Below are 15,818 nucleotides of genomic sequence, written 5' to 3' on the forward strand. Positions count from 1 at the left end.
AAGAATAAATTCTTGGGCACCCCCACAACTCTAAGCATAAACAAGCAGGTTGCCATGACGTCTCAAAACATCCCTTTCAGCGGTCTCCCACTGCGCCTGATCCGCCAGGAACTGCTGTCCCAGGACGAAGCCCGATCAGCCATAGATCAGGCAAGACAGGATCGTGTGAGCCTTATCCAGCATCTGGTAGGTAGCGGCAAGGTGGCCTCTACCGCGCTCGCCTGCACCGCTGCGGAAGAATTTGGCGACCCGGTTCTTGACCTCTCGGCGTTTTCACGGGATAGCCTGGTCAAGGATCTGGTAGACCCAAAGCTGATCACCAAACACCATGTCCTGCCTCTTTTCAGGCGGGGCAGCCGCTTGTTTGTGGCGGTTTCTGACCCGACCAACCTGCCCGCCCTGGAAGAAATACGCTTCAACACTGGCCTTAACGTAGAAACGGTCATTGTTGAAGAAGACAAGCTCACACGCTTGATTGATAACCTGGAGTCTGAAGCGGAAGGCTCTGCTTTTGATGATCTGGATGAGGGTCTTGAGGACCTGGATGTTTCCGCTGCGGAAGAGAAAAAGGACGAAACCCAATCCGGCTCGGATGATGCTCCGATTGTTCGCTTTGTCAACAAGCTACTCCTGGATGCCATCAAGGGCGGCGCCTCGGATTTGCACTTTGAACCCTACGAAAAGACCTACCGGGTTCGTTTCCGTCAGGATGGCATCCTGCAGACTGTCTCCAAACCTCCAATCAATATTGCCAGCAAACTTTCGGCACGCCTCAAGGTCATGTCTCGGCTGGACATCTCGGAACGTCGCGTTCCCCAGGATGGCCGGATCAAGCTCAAGATCTCCAAAACCCGCGCTATCGATTTCCGCGTGAACACCTGCCCCACTCTTTTTGGAGAGAAAATCGTGTTGCGGATTCTTGACCCCGAATCCGCCAAGATGGGCATTGATGCGCTTGGCTATGAGGATGCCCAGAAACAGCTGTATATGGATGCTCTGCACAAGCCTCAGGGCATGATTCTGGTAACGGGCCCTACTGGGTCAGGCAAGACCGTCTCTCTCTATACCGGTGTTAATATCCTCAATACACCAGAGCGAAATATTTCCACCGCAGAAGACCCCGTTGAAATCAATCTTGATGGCGTTAATCAGGTCAATGTTAACCCCAAGCAAGGAATGGATTTCTCCGCAGCACTACGCGCCTTCCTCCGCCAGGATCCGGATATCATCCTGGTTGGCGAGATTCGTGACCTGGAAACCGCCAACATTGCCATCAAGGCGGCCCAGACTGGGCACTTGGTGTTATCCACACTGCACACCAACAGCGCACCAGAAACGCTGACTCGTCTTCGCAATATGGGGGTACCCTCCTTTAATATTGCTACATCCGTTATCCTTATCATTGCACAACGACTTGCTCGCAGACTTTGCGAACACTGCAAGACCGTTGTTGATGTCCCTGAGCAATCCCTGCTTGAGATGGGTTTCACCGACACAGACATCAAGTCAGGGTTTACTGTTTATGGCCCAACAGGTTGCGAGAAATGCACGAACGGTTATAAAGGCCGGGTTGGGATCTACGAAGTGGTCAAGATTACCGATGGGGTTTCCCGGATCATCATGCAAGAGGGCAACTCCCTGGAAATTGGCGACCAGTGCAGAAAAGAAGGTTTCAATGACCTGTATCGTTCAGGTCTGATAAAAGTCATGCATGGCGTGACAAGCCTTGAAGAAGTCAGCCGTGTAACGAGTGGACATTGATTATGGCCAACAAATCAGCACAACAAAACGTCACTTTCCTTTACGAGGGAGTCGACCGCAGGGGAGCCCGGGTCAAGGGCGAGGCCAGCGGCAAGGCTCCGTCCTTTGTTCGCGCCGAACTTCGCAAACAGGGTATTAATGCCAAGAAAGTCGTCAGAAAGCGGGAAATCAACATTGGCGGCAAGAAGAAAATCAAAAGTATTGATATCACTATTTTCACCCGGCAATTAGCGACCATGATGAAAGCGGGTGTGCCGCTCGTTCAGGCCTTTGAGATTGTGGCTGACGGTCTGGACAACCCATCCATGAAAGAGCTGGTCCTGAGGCTCAAGGTAGATGTGGAAGCCGGTAGTAACTTTGCCGGCGCGCTGGAAAAGCATCCCGACCAATTTGATGATCTATACTGCAGCCTGATTGACGCTGGCGAACAATCCGGTGCACTGGAAACCATGCTGGACAGGGTGGCCATCTACAAGGAAAAGAGCGAGGCGCTCAAGCAAAAGATCAAGAAGGCGATGAAATACCCCATGTTCGTGGTCGGTGCCGCAGCCATCGTGACCTCTATCTTGCTGCTTAAGGTGGTTCCCGTATTTGAGGAGTTGTTCGCCGGATTTGGAGCTGAACTACCTGCCTTTACACAATTTGTTATCGGTCTTTCCCGAGGCCTGCAAGCGCACTTCCTGTTAATCATCGTTATCTTTGTTATGTTTGTTGTCGGCTTTTCTCAGCTGAAAAAACGTTCCCAGGCATTTGCCGATGCGATTGACAGATTATTACTGCGACTTCCTATTGTCGGTGATCTGACCTTGAAATCGACTATTGCAAGATATGCACGAACGCTTTCCACCACTTTCTCTGCAGGGGTGCCCTTGATTGAGGCTCTGGATACCTGCGCCGGAGCAACAGGCAACGCCGTATACCGAAAGGCTGTCCTGCAAGTAAAAGAAGATGTTTCCACTGGCCAACAACTCCAATTTGCCATGCGCGCAACGGGGGTATTCCCAGCGATGGCTCTTCAAATGACAGCCATTGGTGAAGAATCCGGCGCCTTGGATGCCATGTTGGAAAAAGTGGCCATCTATTACGAAGAGGAAGTCGACAATGCCGTCGACGGTCTCACCAGCATGATGGAGCCGATGATCATGGCGGTTCTAGGCGTGGTAATCGGCGGCTTGATCATCGCCATGTACATGCCAATCTTCCAGATGGGTAACGTTGTAGGCTAATTATCTTGACTCAATTGCTGAACCTTCTTGAAGCAAGCCCAACCTTTCTGGTTGGGCTTGCTGTTGTTTTGGGGCTGCTGGTTGGCAGCTTTCTCAACGTGGTCATTTATCGCCTGCCGGAGATGATGCAGCGGGAATGGCGGGCCGAGGCACGCGAGATTCTCGAGTTGCCGGAAGAGGAAGAACAACCGGTCTTCAATCTGGTGACCCCGCGCTCCCGTTGCCCCAAATGTGGCCACGCCATTGCCTGGTACGAAAATGTGCCGGTGGTGAGCTGGCTTGCTCTGGGTGGCAAATGCAAGGAATGCCTTACGCCCATCAGCAAGCGCTACCCCTTGATTGAAATTACCAGCGGTGTGCTGGCAGGCCTGTGCGCCTGGCACTTCGGTTACGGCGGCTGGCTGCTGTTTACCCTGTTCGCGTCCTGGTTGCTGCTGGCCGCAGCCATGATTGATGCGGATACCACCCTGCTGCCGGACTCCATGACGCTGCTGCTGCTGTGGGCTGGCCTGCTGGCCGCCTTGCTGGGGGTATCACCAGTTTCCCTGCAAGATGCCGTTATCGGTGCCATGGCGGGGTATTTGTCCTTGTGGAGTGTGTATTGGCTGTTCAAGCTGATGACCGGCAAGGAAGGCATGGGCTTCGGAGATTTCAAGCTGCTGGCTGCACTGGGGGCGTTCGTGGGCTGGCAGTACCTCCCCCTGATCATCCTGCTTTCTTCCGTGGTTGGGCTGGTTTTTGCTGTAGCGGGAATGCTGTTTGGTGGCGAGAAACGCACCCAGATTCCCTTCGGCCCCTACCTGGCCACCGCTGGCTGGATCGCCCTGCTGTGGGGCGATACCATCGTCAGTTCGTACCTGGGCATGTACAAACTCTAATTCACATCAACACGGCTTCAGAAAACACGCAGGCATATCAGCGCCCGCTGCGTGATGCCTGTTGCTTGCAAGTGGAATTCATCATGTTTGTTGTAGGGCTGACTGGCGGTATTGGTAGCGGCAAGACTGCAGCTACCGATTACCTGGCGACAAAGGGGGTTACCATTGTGGATGCGGATCTGGCATCTCGAGTGGTAGTTGAGGCGGGCAAACCAGCGCTCAAGGCCATTACAGAACGCTTTGGCAGTCATGTGATAGCCAAAGATGGCGCACTGGATCGCCGAGCCTTGCGCGAGATCGTATTTGCCGACCCGGAGGCGCTAAAGGCACTGGAAGGCATTACCCACCCAGCCATTGGCCAGGAGCTGCGGAATCAGATTGCGGCCAGCAAGTCTCCCTACACCGTTCTGGTGTCACCCCTGCTGTTCGAAACCAGCCAGAAGGATCTGGTGCATCGTACTCTGGTGATTGATGCGCCGGCAGAGCTGCAGGTAAAGCGCACCATGGCCCGGGATCATGTACCTGAGGAACAGGTGGCCGCCATCATGAAAGCCCAGCTGGAGCGCACCCAGCGGCTGGATCAGACGGATGACGTGGTCGAGAACCATGGCTCGCTGGAGAAGCTGCACGGAGAGCTGGATGTGCTACACAAGCTCTATCTCGAACTGGCCGACAATCATTCTTGATGACGCCTGACGCCTGACGCCTGACGCCAAAAGCGTTAAGATCCCGCTCCTTGCTGTCCACAATCTACGGCCAACGGATCCTCATGACCGACAAGACCACCCAGACCTACCCCTGCCCTCAATGCAAGACACTCACCCGCTGGGACAATAATCCCTGGCGGCCGTTCTGCTGTGAGCGCTGCAAATTGATTGATCTTGGGGACTGGGCGGCGGAGCGGCATGCGATTCCGGGGGATCCGGAAATGCCGGGAAGGGATTTCGAGGAGTAACCCCTCGCACCGCGCTGCTGTAGGAGCCTGCCTGCAGGCGATCCGAGCGACGGCGAAGCCCTGTAGAAGGGCCAACTTGTTAGCCGAATGAAGCGGTGACCTTCTACAGAGCCCTCCTAATCTTCGAAGCGCGTTTCCGGAATCCTTAACTCGCTTGGGCTCGGATCGCTTGCAGGCAAGCTCCTACAGCAGCTACGGAGAAAGGCGTGACCAGAACGCACGAATCCCCGCCACCCCAACCGCACCATGCTGGCGTGCGACAGCAAGATCTTCCGGCCCGACCCCGCCTAGCATATAGCACGCCATAGGCAGCCCGGTGACCCATTGCCCCGCTTTTTGCCAACCAAGCGCCGGTTTGTCCGGGTGAGTTTCGGTGGGATTCAGCGGTGAGACCAAGGCACCATCCAGGCCAAGGTCCACCGCCTTCTCCAGCGCCATCTGATCATGGCACGCAGCGGTAATCACACCATTGAATGGCGGCCGGGTAACGCAATCAGTCAGCACAGCGCCCGGCAAGTGCAGCCCGAACACTCCATCAGGCATACCACCTGCCACCCCGGAGGGTGAATCCGCCCGCAACCAGACTTTCAGCCCCTGCTCCCGGCAGGCGGACAGCACCGTGTTTCTGGCCGGGTGATGGCTCCAGCTACGCAGGTACAGCCCGGTGCTGACGGGATCCAGCGCCCTGATGGCGACAAGCAATGCGTCCAGCGAACCACTGTCCGGCGCGATAGCCAGCAAGGGCGGCAAGGTGATCGCTGTGACGACCGGTTGGTTAGCCGCGGGGAAAGTCAGCCCAGGCAACTGATCCAGGGTGAACCATTCCACCTGCTGCCCTTCCCGCCCTTCTGGCACACCACGCCATGCCGTCACATCACGAAAATGCAGTGTGACGTGCAGGTCCGGGTACTGGTGAGCAATGGTCATGAAGGGGAAGGACACAGCGTCGCCCATGCCCAGCTCCTCATGGAGCTCCCGGGCCAGCGCGTCCGACAGCCGCTCGCCACCTTCCACTTTACCGCCCGGGAATTCCCAGCGTCCGCCCTGATGCTTGTTGTCAGGACGCTTGCTCAGACAGATGCGACCATCTTCACCACGGATGATGGCAGCGACGACGGTGATGGCGGGGGTGGGTTCGGTGGTCATGATCACCTTATTCTTGTCTGATTCCTGGGTGACAGGGTGGCCGGAGAGGCAAGCCAGCCAGACCGCCAGAAGAAAGAGTAGCGTGACGGGAGTATCGAGTTTCGAAAACCTGAAAAACAAATCGGTTTTGCTTTTCGAAACTCGTCATTCGTAACTCGCGTCAACAATCGCTTGCAGGCAAGCACCCACAACAGATCTTGCCTCGCATGCTGCGTGCAGCCTGATGCATGAAGCGGCTTTTACGTCCTATACTCCGCGTTGATCTTCACATAGTCATAGCTGAAGTCACAGGTCCACACAGTGCACTCGCCATGACCCGCAGACAGATCTGCACGGATCACGATATCGGATTGGGCCATCACCGCAGCGCCATCAGCCTCCTGATAGCTATCCGCGACACCGCCCCGCTCTACCAGCAACACATCCCCCAGCCACAGATTCACCTTGTCCACATCCAGCTCGGCGATTGGGGCGCGGCCAATGGCCCCAAGGATACGGCCCCAGTTCGGGTCCGAGGCAAACAGCGCGGTTTTCACCAGCGGTGAGTGGGCAATGGTTTCCGCCACGATACGGGCATCCGCGTCAGACGCGGCCCCGGTGATGGTGATCTCCACAAACTTGGTGGCACCTTCTCCGTCACGTACCAATGCCTGGGCCAGCTCCACAAAAACAGCCTCAAGCGCGTTGTAAAGCACCTGACTGGTTTCATCCAGTTCGGTGATCTCCGCCATTTCTGCCTTGGCAGTGCTGATCAACATGCAGGCATCATTGGTAGACGTATCCCCGTCCACGGTCACGCGGTTGAAGGACTTGTCTGCCAGTGAGCTGACCCACTGATCCAGCAACGGTTTGGCAATCGGAGCATCAGTGGCAATATAGCCCAGCATGGTGGCCATGTTGGGCTTGATCATGCCAGAGCCCTTGGACATGCCCGTGACCGTCACCGGAACACCATCGATCTCCACGCGTCGGCTGGCCACTTTCGGGTAAGTGTCGGTGGTCATGATGCCCTGCGAGGCCCGTCCCCAATGGTGCTCGTCCAGTTCGGCCAGCGCCATGGGCAGCCCCCGGGCGAAGGCATCAAGAGGAAACTGCTCACCAATCACACCGGTTGAGTAAGGCAGGATCTCCTCTTCCTTGCAGCCTGCCGCCTCAGCCAGCAACTTGCAGCTGGCCAGGCAGTTTTCCATGCCTTTCTTGCCAGTACCCGCATTGGCATAACCGGTATTGATCATCAGGTATTTCGGTGTGCCTGCAGCGAGTCTCGCCTTGGCCACCTGCACGGGCGCCGCACAGAAACGGTTTAGCGTAAAGACGCCACTGACACGGGAGCCTTCCGCCAACTCCAGCACCACCAGGTCCTTTCGATTGGCCTTCTTGATACCGGCCTCTACGGCAGCAAGCCGAAGTCCGGGAACGGGCAACCACTCTGTCTGTGTCATAACCATTTCCTTGAAAAATCAGCAGCGAGCTACTAGCTACGAGCTGCCAGACAAAACAAACAAAAGCACCGGCATTCACCGGTGCTTTTTTCTTTCCTCGCAGCTAGAAGCTAGTCGCTCGAAGCTGTTATTCGATCTTACCGTGGCACTGCTTGTACTTCTTCCCTGAGCCACAGGGGCACGGCTCATTGCGGCCCACCTTGCGGCCCTCACGAACCACAGTGCCGGCCTGTTGTGCACCGCCCTCTGCACCTGTCGGGGACTCTCCACCTGGCTCAGCTGCCGCCTGCATTTTCATCTTTTCTGCCTGGCGACGTGCTTCTTCCTGACGCTGTTGCTCCATGCGCTCCAGTTCATCATCACGACGCACCTGGAAGCTGTGAAGTACACGAATCAACTCATTCTGGATCTGGTTGAGCAGATTCTGGAACAACTCGAAAGCTTCCTTCTTGTATTCCTGCTTGGGGTTCTTCTGAGCATAACCACGCAGATGAATCCCCTGACGCAGGTGATCCATGCTGGCCAGATGCTCTTTCCAGTGACGATCCAGAATTTGCAGCATCAGGTGTTTCTCGATGCGGCGAAGATCTTCTTTTCCGATCTCCGCTTCCTTGCGCTGATAATCTTCTTCCAGATTTTCTACCAGCTTCTCAACAATGCCATCGATGTGCAGCTGATTGTCTTCGTTGAGCCACTGCCCCACCGGCGCCTTGCTCTGGAATTCAGCATCCAGTGCTTTCTCAAGACCCGGCACATCCCACTGATCCTCCACGGAACCCGGGGCCATATAACTGTGCACCACTTCCTGAATCACATCGTATCGGATGCCCTTCACGGAGTTGGTCAGATCGTCGGTTTCCAGAATCTGGTCACGCTGGCTGTAGATAACCTGACGCTGATCATTGGCCACGTCATCGTATTCCAGCAGGTTCTTGCGGATATCAAAGTTGCGGCCTTCCACCTTGCGCTGGGCATTTTCAATGGCGCGGGTTACCCAACGGTGCTCGATGGCCTCGCCGTCTTCCAGACCCAGGGAGCGCATCATGTTGCGAATCCGGTCGGACGCAAAGATCCGCATCAGATCATCTTCCATGGACAGGAAGAAACGGGTGTAACCCGGGTCGCCCTGACGGCCAGCCCGGCCCCGCAGCTGGTTATCGATACGGCGGGATTCGTGACGCTCGGAACCGATGATATGCAGACCGCCAGCCTCCATGACCTTGTCATGATTGGCTTGCCATTCAGCGCGGATTTTTTCTGCTTCCACCTCGGACGGCTCGTCCATGTGTTTGATCTGCTCTTCCGGGTTGCCCCCGAGCATGATATCGGTACCACGACCGGCCATATTCGTCGCAATGGTGACCGCGCCGGGACGACCCGCCTGAGCAATGATCTGCGCTTCGCGCTGGTGAAACTTGGCGTTCAGCACTTCGTGATGGATCTTGTCCTGCTTGAGACGTTTGGACAGGTACTCTGAAGCCTCAATGGTGGCCGTACCTACCAGCACCGGCGCACCTTTCTCCACCGCCGTCTTGATCTCTTCCACGATGGCGTCGAATTTTTCCTGCAGGCTCAGGTAGACAAGATCATTGGCATCGTCACGGATCATCGGCTTGTTGGTGGGAATCACCACCACGTCCATGCCATAGATCTGACGGAATTCCATCGCTTCGGTATCCGCCGTACCGGTCATGCCCGCCAGCTTGTTGTAGAGGCGGAAGTAGTTCTGGAAAGTGGTAGATGCCAGCGTCTGGTTTTCCTGCTGGATGTTCACCCCTTCCTTGGCTTCGATGGCCTGATGAATACCTTCAGACCAGCGACGCCCCGGCATGGTACGGCCAGTGTGCTCATCCACAATCACGATCTGGCCACCCTGCACAATATAGTCACGGTCCACATGGAACAGGGCGTGGGCCTTCAGGGCCGCATGAACGTGATGCAGCAGGGTCAGGTTGTGGGCGGCATAGAGGCTTTCGCCCTCTTCCAGCAAACCATTGCTGACCAGCAACCCTTCAATCTTCTGGTGACCCTCTTCGGTCAGCTCGACCTGACGCTGTTTCTCATCAATGTAGAAGTCGCCCTGCTCATCACCTTCCTCTTCCTGTTTGGTAAGGTTGGGCATCAGCTTGTTGATGGCCATGTACAGCTCGGAGGAATCCGCAGCCGGCCCGGAGATAATCAGCGGTGTCCGCGCTTCATCGATAAGGATGGAATCCACTTCATCGACCACGGCGTAGTTGAGTCCACGCTGAACCCGGTCTTCCAGACGAAAGGCCATGTTGTCGCGCAGATAATCGAAACCGTATTCGTTGTTGGTTCCGTAGGTAATATCTGCAGCGTAGGCTTCGCGTTTCTGCTCGGAAGGTTGCTGGGAGAGAATTACGCCTACACTCAAGCCCAGAAATTCATACAGCGGGCGCATCCAGTTGGCATCACGCTCGGCCAGGTAATCATTGACCGTGACCACGTGCACGCCCTCACCGGACAGGGCATTCAGGTAAACAGGCAGCGTTGCCGTGAGGGTTTTACCCTCACCAGTACGCATCTCCGAAATGCGGCCTTCATGGAGTGCGATGCCCCCCATCATCTGCACGTCGAAATGACGCATACCCATCACTCGGGTTGACGCCTCACGCACCACCGCAAAGGCTTCCGGCAACAATTCATCCAGCGTCTTGCCCTGCTGAAAGGCTTCCCGGAATTCCCGGGTCTTGAACTGCAGATCCGAATCAGTGAGTTGTGCCAGTGCTTCCCCGTGGCTATTGATCGCTTCCACCAGCTTGCCCATGCGCTTGAGTTCGCGATCATTCTTGGAGCCGATAATTTTTTTTACGATGGTACCGAGCATAAAACTTCCGCTTCTGTATGAGTTAAGCCTGCTGCCACATCTGGCAGCCAGGCATCAGGACGAGGCGCCGACCAAGATGGCCAAAGGGCTGAAAGCCCCGTCCATATTCCCCACCGCCTGTTGGCAACAAGGAACGGGTGAGACGCAAGACACAAGCAAAGGTCTCTGGAAAGCCCGGCAGTCAGACAGCATCTGACCGGGGCATCCCCTGAAAGAGAGCCATTCTAAACACAATAGTGTGGAGAGATAAGGTGGTATTCGTGGATATCAAGGGCCGACAACAAAAAACGGCCCCGGGAAGGCCGTTTTTTGAGAACTATCAGCGTCTTGCGCGATAGATATAGGGCTGAGGATTCACCTGGGCGCCGTTCTTGAGCACCTCATAATGGACATGGGGTCCCGTCGAACGGCCGGAGTTCCCGACCTTGGCGATAATGTCACCGGTACGGACAATTTCGCCAGGTTCTACCAGTAGTTCCTGGGCATGGCCATAACGGGTGGTGATTCCGTTACCGTGGTTCACTTCAACCATCTTGCCGTAGCCGGACTTCTCCCCGGAGAAGGTCACTACGCCGGATCCCGTGGCCACAATGGGCGTCCCTGCCTTGCCGGCGAAATCCACACCCTTGTGCCAGGCTACCCGGCCAGTGAAAGGGTCAGAACGACGACCAAAGCGGCTGGACATCCAGCCCTTGGTCAACGGGCGGCCAGACAGCCAGGTCTGGTCTTCAATCTGCTTGTCTGCCAGCAGGTCTTCCAGGATATCCAGCTGTCGCTCGCGACGCTCCAGGGTCGCTGCCATCTGGTCCACCGCTTCCATGAACGAAGGCAGCTCGTAGCTTGCCCCCTCATCCACGCCCTCCGGGCCACCGAGGCCAGGCACTGTGCTGAAATCGAATTCGTCGCTGCCCACGTCGGCCACCTCCACCAGACGCTCACCCAGCGCATCCAGTCGCACCAGCCGGGCCTGAGCCTGGGCAAGCTTCAAGGTCAGGGCTCGAAACTGCTCCTGACTCAGCTGATCCAGTTCTGCAAGGGCTTTTTCCTGCTCATCAAGCTGATCGGCAAAACGCGCCGTCATTAAAGGTGTATATTCAGGTTGATCGCCGACGTGATAAGCAAGTTGGTAAGCGCCCACTCCGATCAGGGCCGGCAACAGCACGAAAACCGCTGCCAGCAACCAGGGCCAGTGCCTTGGTACCGGGAGTGTGCGCGAATGGCCGCGCCGGCTGTTAATGACTATGATGTTCATATCGTTGTGTAACGCACCCGTTGATTAAAGCTAACGCCAAACTTTTCAGCAACTTACGCCAGCCTTTTAATATATTTGTTTATAGCTGGCAGGCTAGTCTATGAAAAACTCATGAGCAAGACAACTTCGCCCAAAGCGTTTAGGGCCCTGCTAAACGGTAATCGTATTCTCGCAGAGCTGGCCAAACAGGCACGAACGTCCCCCTCTGCTGAAGAGCAGGACCCTCGCGACTGCCTGCCTCCGGCCCTGCGCGAGCGAGTCACCCTGATTCGTGATCAGCATCGCTGGCTGGCATTGGTGGAAACCAGTGCCACGGCGCAGCTGCTGCGTTTTCACCTGCCACGACTGCAACAGGCCCTGCCCGGTGAACAGGTCAAGATCGTGGTGGGCGGCAAACGCCAGCCTCAGTCCGCCGGACAGCAAGCATCCAGCAACCAAAGCAATTATCAGGCCAAAGGGCCCACCTTGAGCAAGGAAAGTGCCGGCTACATACAGGAGCTGGCTGAGGATATTGACGACGACGCACTCAAGGCATCGTTACTGCGACTGGCTAGCCGCTGGGAATCTGAATAGAACGGAAATACCAAGATATCAGGCCCGAAGGGTACCAACCGGCGGCGGGAGGACCGCCGGCTGGCAACAGGGCTTCGACGCAGGCTGTGCTTATTCGGCAGCAGCCAGCACCGGGCGCATATAAGACACCGGTGCGTCAGTGGCATCCTCGAAGGTTACCACTTCATAGGAATCCTCCTGACGGAGAATTTCCCGTAACAGCGCATTATTGAGGGCATGGCCGGATTTGTGGCCAATGAACTCGCCAATCAGGCTATGCCCGAGCAGATACAGGTCGCCGATGGCGTCCAGCATCTTGTGTTTGACGAACTCATCCTCATAGCGCAAGCCGTCTTCATTGAGGATACGGTATTCATCCACCACGATGGCGTTATCCACGCTGCCGCCCAGAGCCAGGTTCTGGCTGCGCAGAAACTCGATGTCGCGCATGAAGCCGAACGTCCGCGCCCGCGCCACTTCCTTCACGAACGAGGTCGTGGAGAAGTCGATGCTGGACACCTGGTTACGATCTTCAAACACCGGGTGATCGAACTCGATGGAGAACGTCACCTTGAAACCATCGAAGGGCACGAAAGTTGCCGTCTTGTCGCCCTCTCGCACCGTCACTTCTTTCTTGATGCGAATGAACTTCTTGGCCGCTTCCTGCTCCTTGATACCGGCAGATTGCAACAGGAAGACGAACGGACCGGCACTGCCGTCCATGATCGGCATTTCCGGGGCAGACAGTTCCACAAAGGCATTATCAATGCCCAGGCCCGCCATGGCGGACAGGAAATGCTCCACCGTACCGACTTTGACGCCATCCTGAACCAGTGTAGACGACAGGGTGGTTTCACCCACAGCATCTGCCGCCGCCTTGATCTCTGCGACCGGGTCCAGGTCCACACGCCGGAACACGATACCGGTATCCACCGGTGCCGGGCGAACGGTCATATAGACCTTTTCGCCGGTGTGCAGGCCCACGCCGGTGGCGCGGATCACATTTTTCAGTGTTCGTTGTCTGATCATCAGTCTGTCACACAGCTGCGGGTATCCTGAAGGATACCGCTTTCCTCAACACAAAATTAGGGGCGGATTATACTCCAACGTCCTGATTTTGCACCAATGCGAGCCACCGTTAGTCGGCCTGGCGACGCAGGAAGGTCGGAATATCGATGAAATCCAGATCTTCCGCGGTGTTTACCGCCTGCTGGCCACGACCGCTGGCCGCCTGCTGAGCAGCGCGCTTGCGCTCCACGGCCGGGCGATCCAGGTCGCTGTAGTCCACACGACCGTCTGCGGCAACGGGGGTCTGACGCCCACGCACCACTTTTAGTTCCTGCTGGGCCACACCCAGACCGGTCGCCACTACAGTAACACTGATATTGTCACCCATGTCCGGATCGATGGCGGTACCAATGATCACATTGGCGTCATCGCCGGCCAGCTCGCTGACGATTTCACCCACTTCAGAGAACTCGTCCAGGGCGATGGATTCATTCGCGGTGATGTTCACCAGAATACCGCGGGCGCCACGCAGATCCACATCTTCCAGCAGCGGGCTGGAGATGGCAGCGCGAGCTGCGTCTGCAGCACGTTCTTCACCACTGGCAGTGCCTGAGCCCATCATGGCCGTACCCAGCTCGCTCATCACGGTGCGCACATCGGCGAAATCCACGTTGATCATGCCCGGACGAACGATCAGGTCGGCAATACCTTTCACCGCGCCCTGCAAAACATCGTTAGCCGCCTTGAAGGCATCCAGCAGGCTGGTGGAACCACCCAGTACGGACTGCAGCTTCTCGTTGGGAATGGTAATCAGGGAGTGGACGTGCTCTTTCAGCTCCTCGATACCTTCCTGGGCAGAACGCATGCGCTTCTTGCCTTCAAACGGGAACGGCTTGGTCACCACCGCCACGGTCAGGATACCCAGTTCCTTGGCGATCTCGGCTACCACCGGTGCCGCACCCGTACCGGTACCGCCACCCATGCCGGCAGTCACGAACACCATGTCGGCACCGTCCAGCAGCTCGGCAATACGGTCGCGGTCTTCCAGCGCGGACTGACGGCCGATTTCCGGGTTGGCACCGGCACCCAGACCCTTGGTCACCTGGCTACCCAGCTGAATAACGGTCTTGGCCTGTGCATTACGCAGCGCCTGGGCATCGGTGTTGGCGCAGATAAAATCCACCCCTTCCACACCGGAACGCACCATGTGATCCACGGCGTTACCGCCGCCGCCACCAACGCCTACTACTTTAATTACCGCGCCATGCGGTACGCTGTCTTCCAGTTTGAATTGCATGATTAATCTCCCGTTTTCATCCCTGTTTACTACTTGTTTCACGTCGAATGTCCCGGTGGTGCTGCCGCGGCCCGGAACTACCGCTTGCGCTCATCAGGTCTGACGTCGGATGTCTGACGTCAGACGCGAAAATCGTTCTGTTCTTCTGCGTCAGACCTCCGACTTCAGACGTCCGACCTATCTCCAGGCGCGAAAACCTTTCCGCTACCCGGACGCTCTAAAAGTTACCCTTGAACCAGCTTTTAAAACGCTCCAGCCAGTCCACCTGGCCACCACCGGACTGTGCCCGGGGGCTGCCACCTTCCTTCTCCATCCGCTGGCCATACAACAGCAAGCCCACAGCGGTGGAATAGATCGGGTTCTTGACCACGTCGATCAGCCCGGAGATTCCCTGCGGGGAGCCCAGCCGTACCGGCATGTGAAAAATCTCTTCAGCCAGATCCACCGCACCCTCGATCTTGGATGAGCCACCGGTAAGCACGATGCCACCGGGGATCAGGTCCTCGTAACCGGAACGGCGAATCTCCGCCTGTACCAGGGTGAACAGCTCGTCGTAGCGAGGCTCCACCACTTCCGCCAGATTCTGGCGACTGAGGGTACGCGGCGGCCGGTCACCCACGCTGGGCACCTTGATGGTTTCGTCTGCGCCCGCCAGCTGGGTCAGGGCACAGGCGTACTTGATCTTGATCTCGTCGGCGTGCTGCTTGGGAGTCCGCAACGCCATGGCGATGTCGTTGGTGACCTGATCGCCGGCAATGGGGATGTTCGCGGTGTGACGGATCGCCCCTTCAGTGAAGATGGCGATATCCGTGGTGCCACCACCAATATCCACAATGCACACACCCAACTCACGTTCGTCTTCGGTCAGTACCGCATGGGCGCTTGCCAGCTGCTCAAGGATGATGTCATCCACTTCCAGGTTGCAGCGGCGCACACATTTTTCGATGTTCTGTGCCGCGTTCACCGCGCAGGTCACCAGGTGCACCTTGGCTTCAAGGCGCACGCCGCTCATGCCGATGGGCTCACGCACACCTTCCTGGTTGTCCACCACATATTCCTGGGGCAGCACGTGCAGGGTTTTCTGGTCTGCCGGAATCGCCACCGCCTGTGCCGCGTCGATGACACGATCGATATCCGCCTGGGCCACTTCACGGTCACGGATGGCCACGATGCCGTGGGAGTTCAGGCTGCGCACATGGGAGCCGGCAATACCCGCGTAAACGGTATGGATGTGGCAGCCCGCCATCAGCTCGGCCTCTTCCACGGCACGCTGAATGGAGCGCACGGTGGCTTCGATATCCACCACCACGCCTTTCTTCATGCCCCGTGAGGGCTGGGAACCGATCCCCACAATTTCCATGGCGCCATCGGCAGTTGTCTGACCCACAATGGCCACCACCTTGGAGGTGCCAATGTCGAGTCCGACAATCATGTTTTCAGTTGCAGTTGCCAT

At 56.8% G+C, this 15,818-nt stretch carries 13 protein-coding genes; 6 read left to right on the forward strand and 7 right to left on the reverse strand.

All coding sequences use genetic code 11. The features are described from left to right. The first annotated feature begins 54 nt into the window (after positions 1–54). The 5 genes from pilB to GQF00_RS06065 all read left to right on the forward strand — a co-directional run bounded on the left by pilB (position 55) and on the right by GQF00_RS06065 (position 4,820). On the forward strand, positions 55–1,761 hold the full coding sequence (pilB, locus tag GQF00_RS06045; RefSeq protein WP_161318259.1) for a type IV-A pilus assembly ATPase PilB: 1,707 nt from the start codon (positions 55–57) through the stop codon (positions 1,759–1,761). Between the two features lie 2 nt (positions 1,762–1,763). Next, complete coding sequence (locus tag GQF00_RS06050) at positions 1,764–2,987, forward strand: type II secretion system F family protein (RefSeq protein WP_161318260.1); 1,224 nt, start codon at positions 1,764–1,766, stop codon at positions 2,985–2,987. A 5-nt stretch (positions 2,988–2,992) separates the two neighbouring features. Continuing rightward, complete coding sequence (locus GQF00_RS06055; protein WP_304503108.1) at positions 2,993–3,865, forward strand: A24 family peptidase; 873 nt, start codon at positions 2,993–2,995, stop codon at positions 3,863–3,865. An 83-nt stretch (positions 3,866–3,948) separates the two neighbouring features. Then, positions 3,949–4,551 carry a dephospho-CoA kinase gene (coaE, locus tag GQF00_RS06060; protein WP_161318261.1) on the forward strand — a complete coding sequence of 201 codons (603 nt, stop codon included), beginning with the start codon at positions 3,949–3,951 and terminating at the stop codon, positions 4,549–4,551. A gap of 50 nt (positions 4,552–4,601) precedes the next feature. Further along, on the forward strand, positions 4,602–4,820 hold the full coding sequence (locus tag GQF00_RS06065) for a DNA gyrase inhibitor YacG (RefSeq protein ID WP_370519466.1): 219 nt from the start codon (positions 4,602–4,604) through the stop codon (positions 4,818–4,820). A 192-nt stretch (positions 4,821–5,012) separates the two neighbouring features. On the opposite strand, the gene GQF00_RS06070 is transcribed toward GQF00_RS06065, so the two are convergent. The 4 genes from GQF00_RS06070 to GQF00_RS06085 all read right to left on the reverse strand — a co-directional run bounded on the left by GQF00_RS06070 (position 5,013) and on the right by GQF00_RS06085 (position 11,508). Beyond that, positions 5,013–5,966 (reverse strand): Nudix family hydrolase, encoded by a 954-nt coding sequence (locus tag GQF00_RS06070; protein WP_161318262.1) that lies wholly within the window; start codon positions 5,964–5,966, stop codon positions 5,013–5,015. A 239-nt stretch (positions 5,967–6,205) separates the two neighbouring features. Next, positions 6,206–7,408 carry a bifunctional glutamate N-acetyltransferase/amino-acid acetyltransferase ArgJ gene (gene argJ / locus GQF00_RS06075; protein ID WP_161318263.1) on the reverse strand — a complete coding sequence of 401 codons (1,203 nt, stop codon included), beginning with the start codon at positions 7,406–7,408 and terminating at the stop codon, positions 6,206–6,208. 127 nt (positions 7,409–7,535) lie between these two features. Further along, a complete protein-coding gene (gene secA, locus GQF00_RS06080) occupies positions 7,536–10,256 on the reverse strand; it encodes a preprotein translocase subunit SecA (RefSeq protein ID WP_161318264.1) in 2,721 nt (906 codons plus the stop codon). Between the two features lie 319 nt (positions 10,257–10,575). After that, the gene (locus GQF00_RS06085) at positions 10,576–11,508 is read right to left on the reverse strand and encodes a M23 family metallopeptidase (protein WP_161318265.1); all 933 of its coding nucleotides are present in this window, start codon (positions 11,506–11,508) and stop codon (positions 10,576–10,578) included. Positions 11,509–11,619: 111 nt separating this feature from the next. Between GQF00_RS06085 and GQF00_RS06090 the strand changes: the two genes are divergently transcribed. Beyond that, positions 11,620–12,081: a hypothetical protein gene (locus tag GQF00_RS06090; RefSeq protein WP_161318266.1), complete on the forward strand. Its 462-nt coding sequence runs from the start codon at positions 11,620–11,622 to the stop codon at positions 12,079–12,081. Between the two features lie 90 nt (positions 12,082–12,171). On the opposite strand, the gene lpxC is transcribed toward GQF00_RS06090, so the two are convergent. From lpxC to ftsA, 3 genes are all read right to left on the reverse strand, one after another. Further along, on the reverse strand, positions 12,172–13,089 hold the full coding sequence (lpxC, locus tag GQF00_RS06095) for a UDP-3-O-acyl-N-acetylglucosamine deacetylase (RefSeq protein ID WP_161318267.1): 918 nt from the start codon (positions 13,087–13,089) through the stop codon (positions 12,172–12,174). A 109-nt stretch (positions 13,090–13,198) separates the two neighbouring features. Continuing rightward, positions 13,199–14,365: a cell division protein FtsZ gene (gene ftsZ / locus GQF00_RS06100; protein WP_161318268.1), complete on the reverse strand. Its 1,167-nt coding sequence runs from the start codon at positions 14,363–14,365 to the stop codon at positions 13,199–13,201. 217 nt (positions 14,366–14,582) lie between these two features. Further along, on the reverse strand, positions 14,583–15,818 hold the full coding sequence (gene ftsA, locus GQF00_RS06105) for a cell division protein FtsA (protein WP_161318269.1): 1,236 nt from the start codon (positions 15,816–15,818) through the stop codon (positions 14,583–14,585).

The sequence above is a fragment of the Alcanivorax sp. DP30 genome (assembly GCF_009882945.1).
Classification (GTDB): Bacteria; Pseudomonadota; Gammaproteobacteria; order Pseudomonadales; family Alcanivoracaceae; genus Alcanivorax.

Bases quoted from the DNA above. Each gene is read 5' to 3' on its own strand.
- pilB (WP_161318259.1), top strand. From the start codon at position 55: ATGACGTCTCAAAACATCCCTTTCAGCGGTCTCCCACTGCGCCTGATC.
- ftsA (WP_161318269.1), bottom strand. From the start codon at position 15,818: ATGGCAACTGCAACTGAAAACATGATTGTCGGACTCGACATTGGCACC.
- GQF00_RS06070 (WP_161318262.1), bottom strand. From the start codon at position 5,966: ATGACCACCGAACCCACCCCCGCCATCACCGTCGTCGCTGCCATCATC.
- lpxC (WP_161318267.1), bottom strand. From the start codon at position 13,089: ATGATCAGACAACGAACACTGAAAAATGTGATCCGCGCCACCGGCGTG.
- ftsZ (WP_161318268.1), bottom strand. From the start codon at position 14,365: ATGCAATTCAAACTGGAAGACAGCGTACCGCATGGCGCGGTAATTAAA.
- secA (WP_161318264.1), bottom strand. From the start codon at position 10,256: ATGCTCGGTACCATCGTAAAAAAAATTATCGGCTCCAAGAATGATCGC.
- coaE (WP_161318261.1), top strand. From the start codon at position 3,949: ATGTTTGTTGTAGGGCTGACTGGCGGTATTGGTAGCGGCAAGACTGCA.
- argJ (WP_161318263.1), bottom strand. From the start codon at position 7,408: ATGACACAGACAGAGTGGTTGCCCGTTCCCGGACTTCGGCTTGCTGCC.
- GQF00_RS06090 (WP_161318266.1), top strand. From the start codon at position 11,620: ATGAGCAAGACAACTTCGCCCAAAGCGTTTAGGGCCCTGCTAAACGGT.
- GQF00_RS06085 (WP_161318265.1), bottom strand. From the start codon at position 11,508: ATGAACATCATAGTCATTAACAGCCGGCGCGGCCATTCGCGCACACTC.
- GQF00_RS06050 (WP_161318260.1), top strand. From the start codon at position 1,764: ATGGCCAACAAATCAGCACAACAAAACGTCACTTTCCTTTACGAGGGA.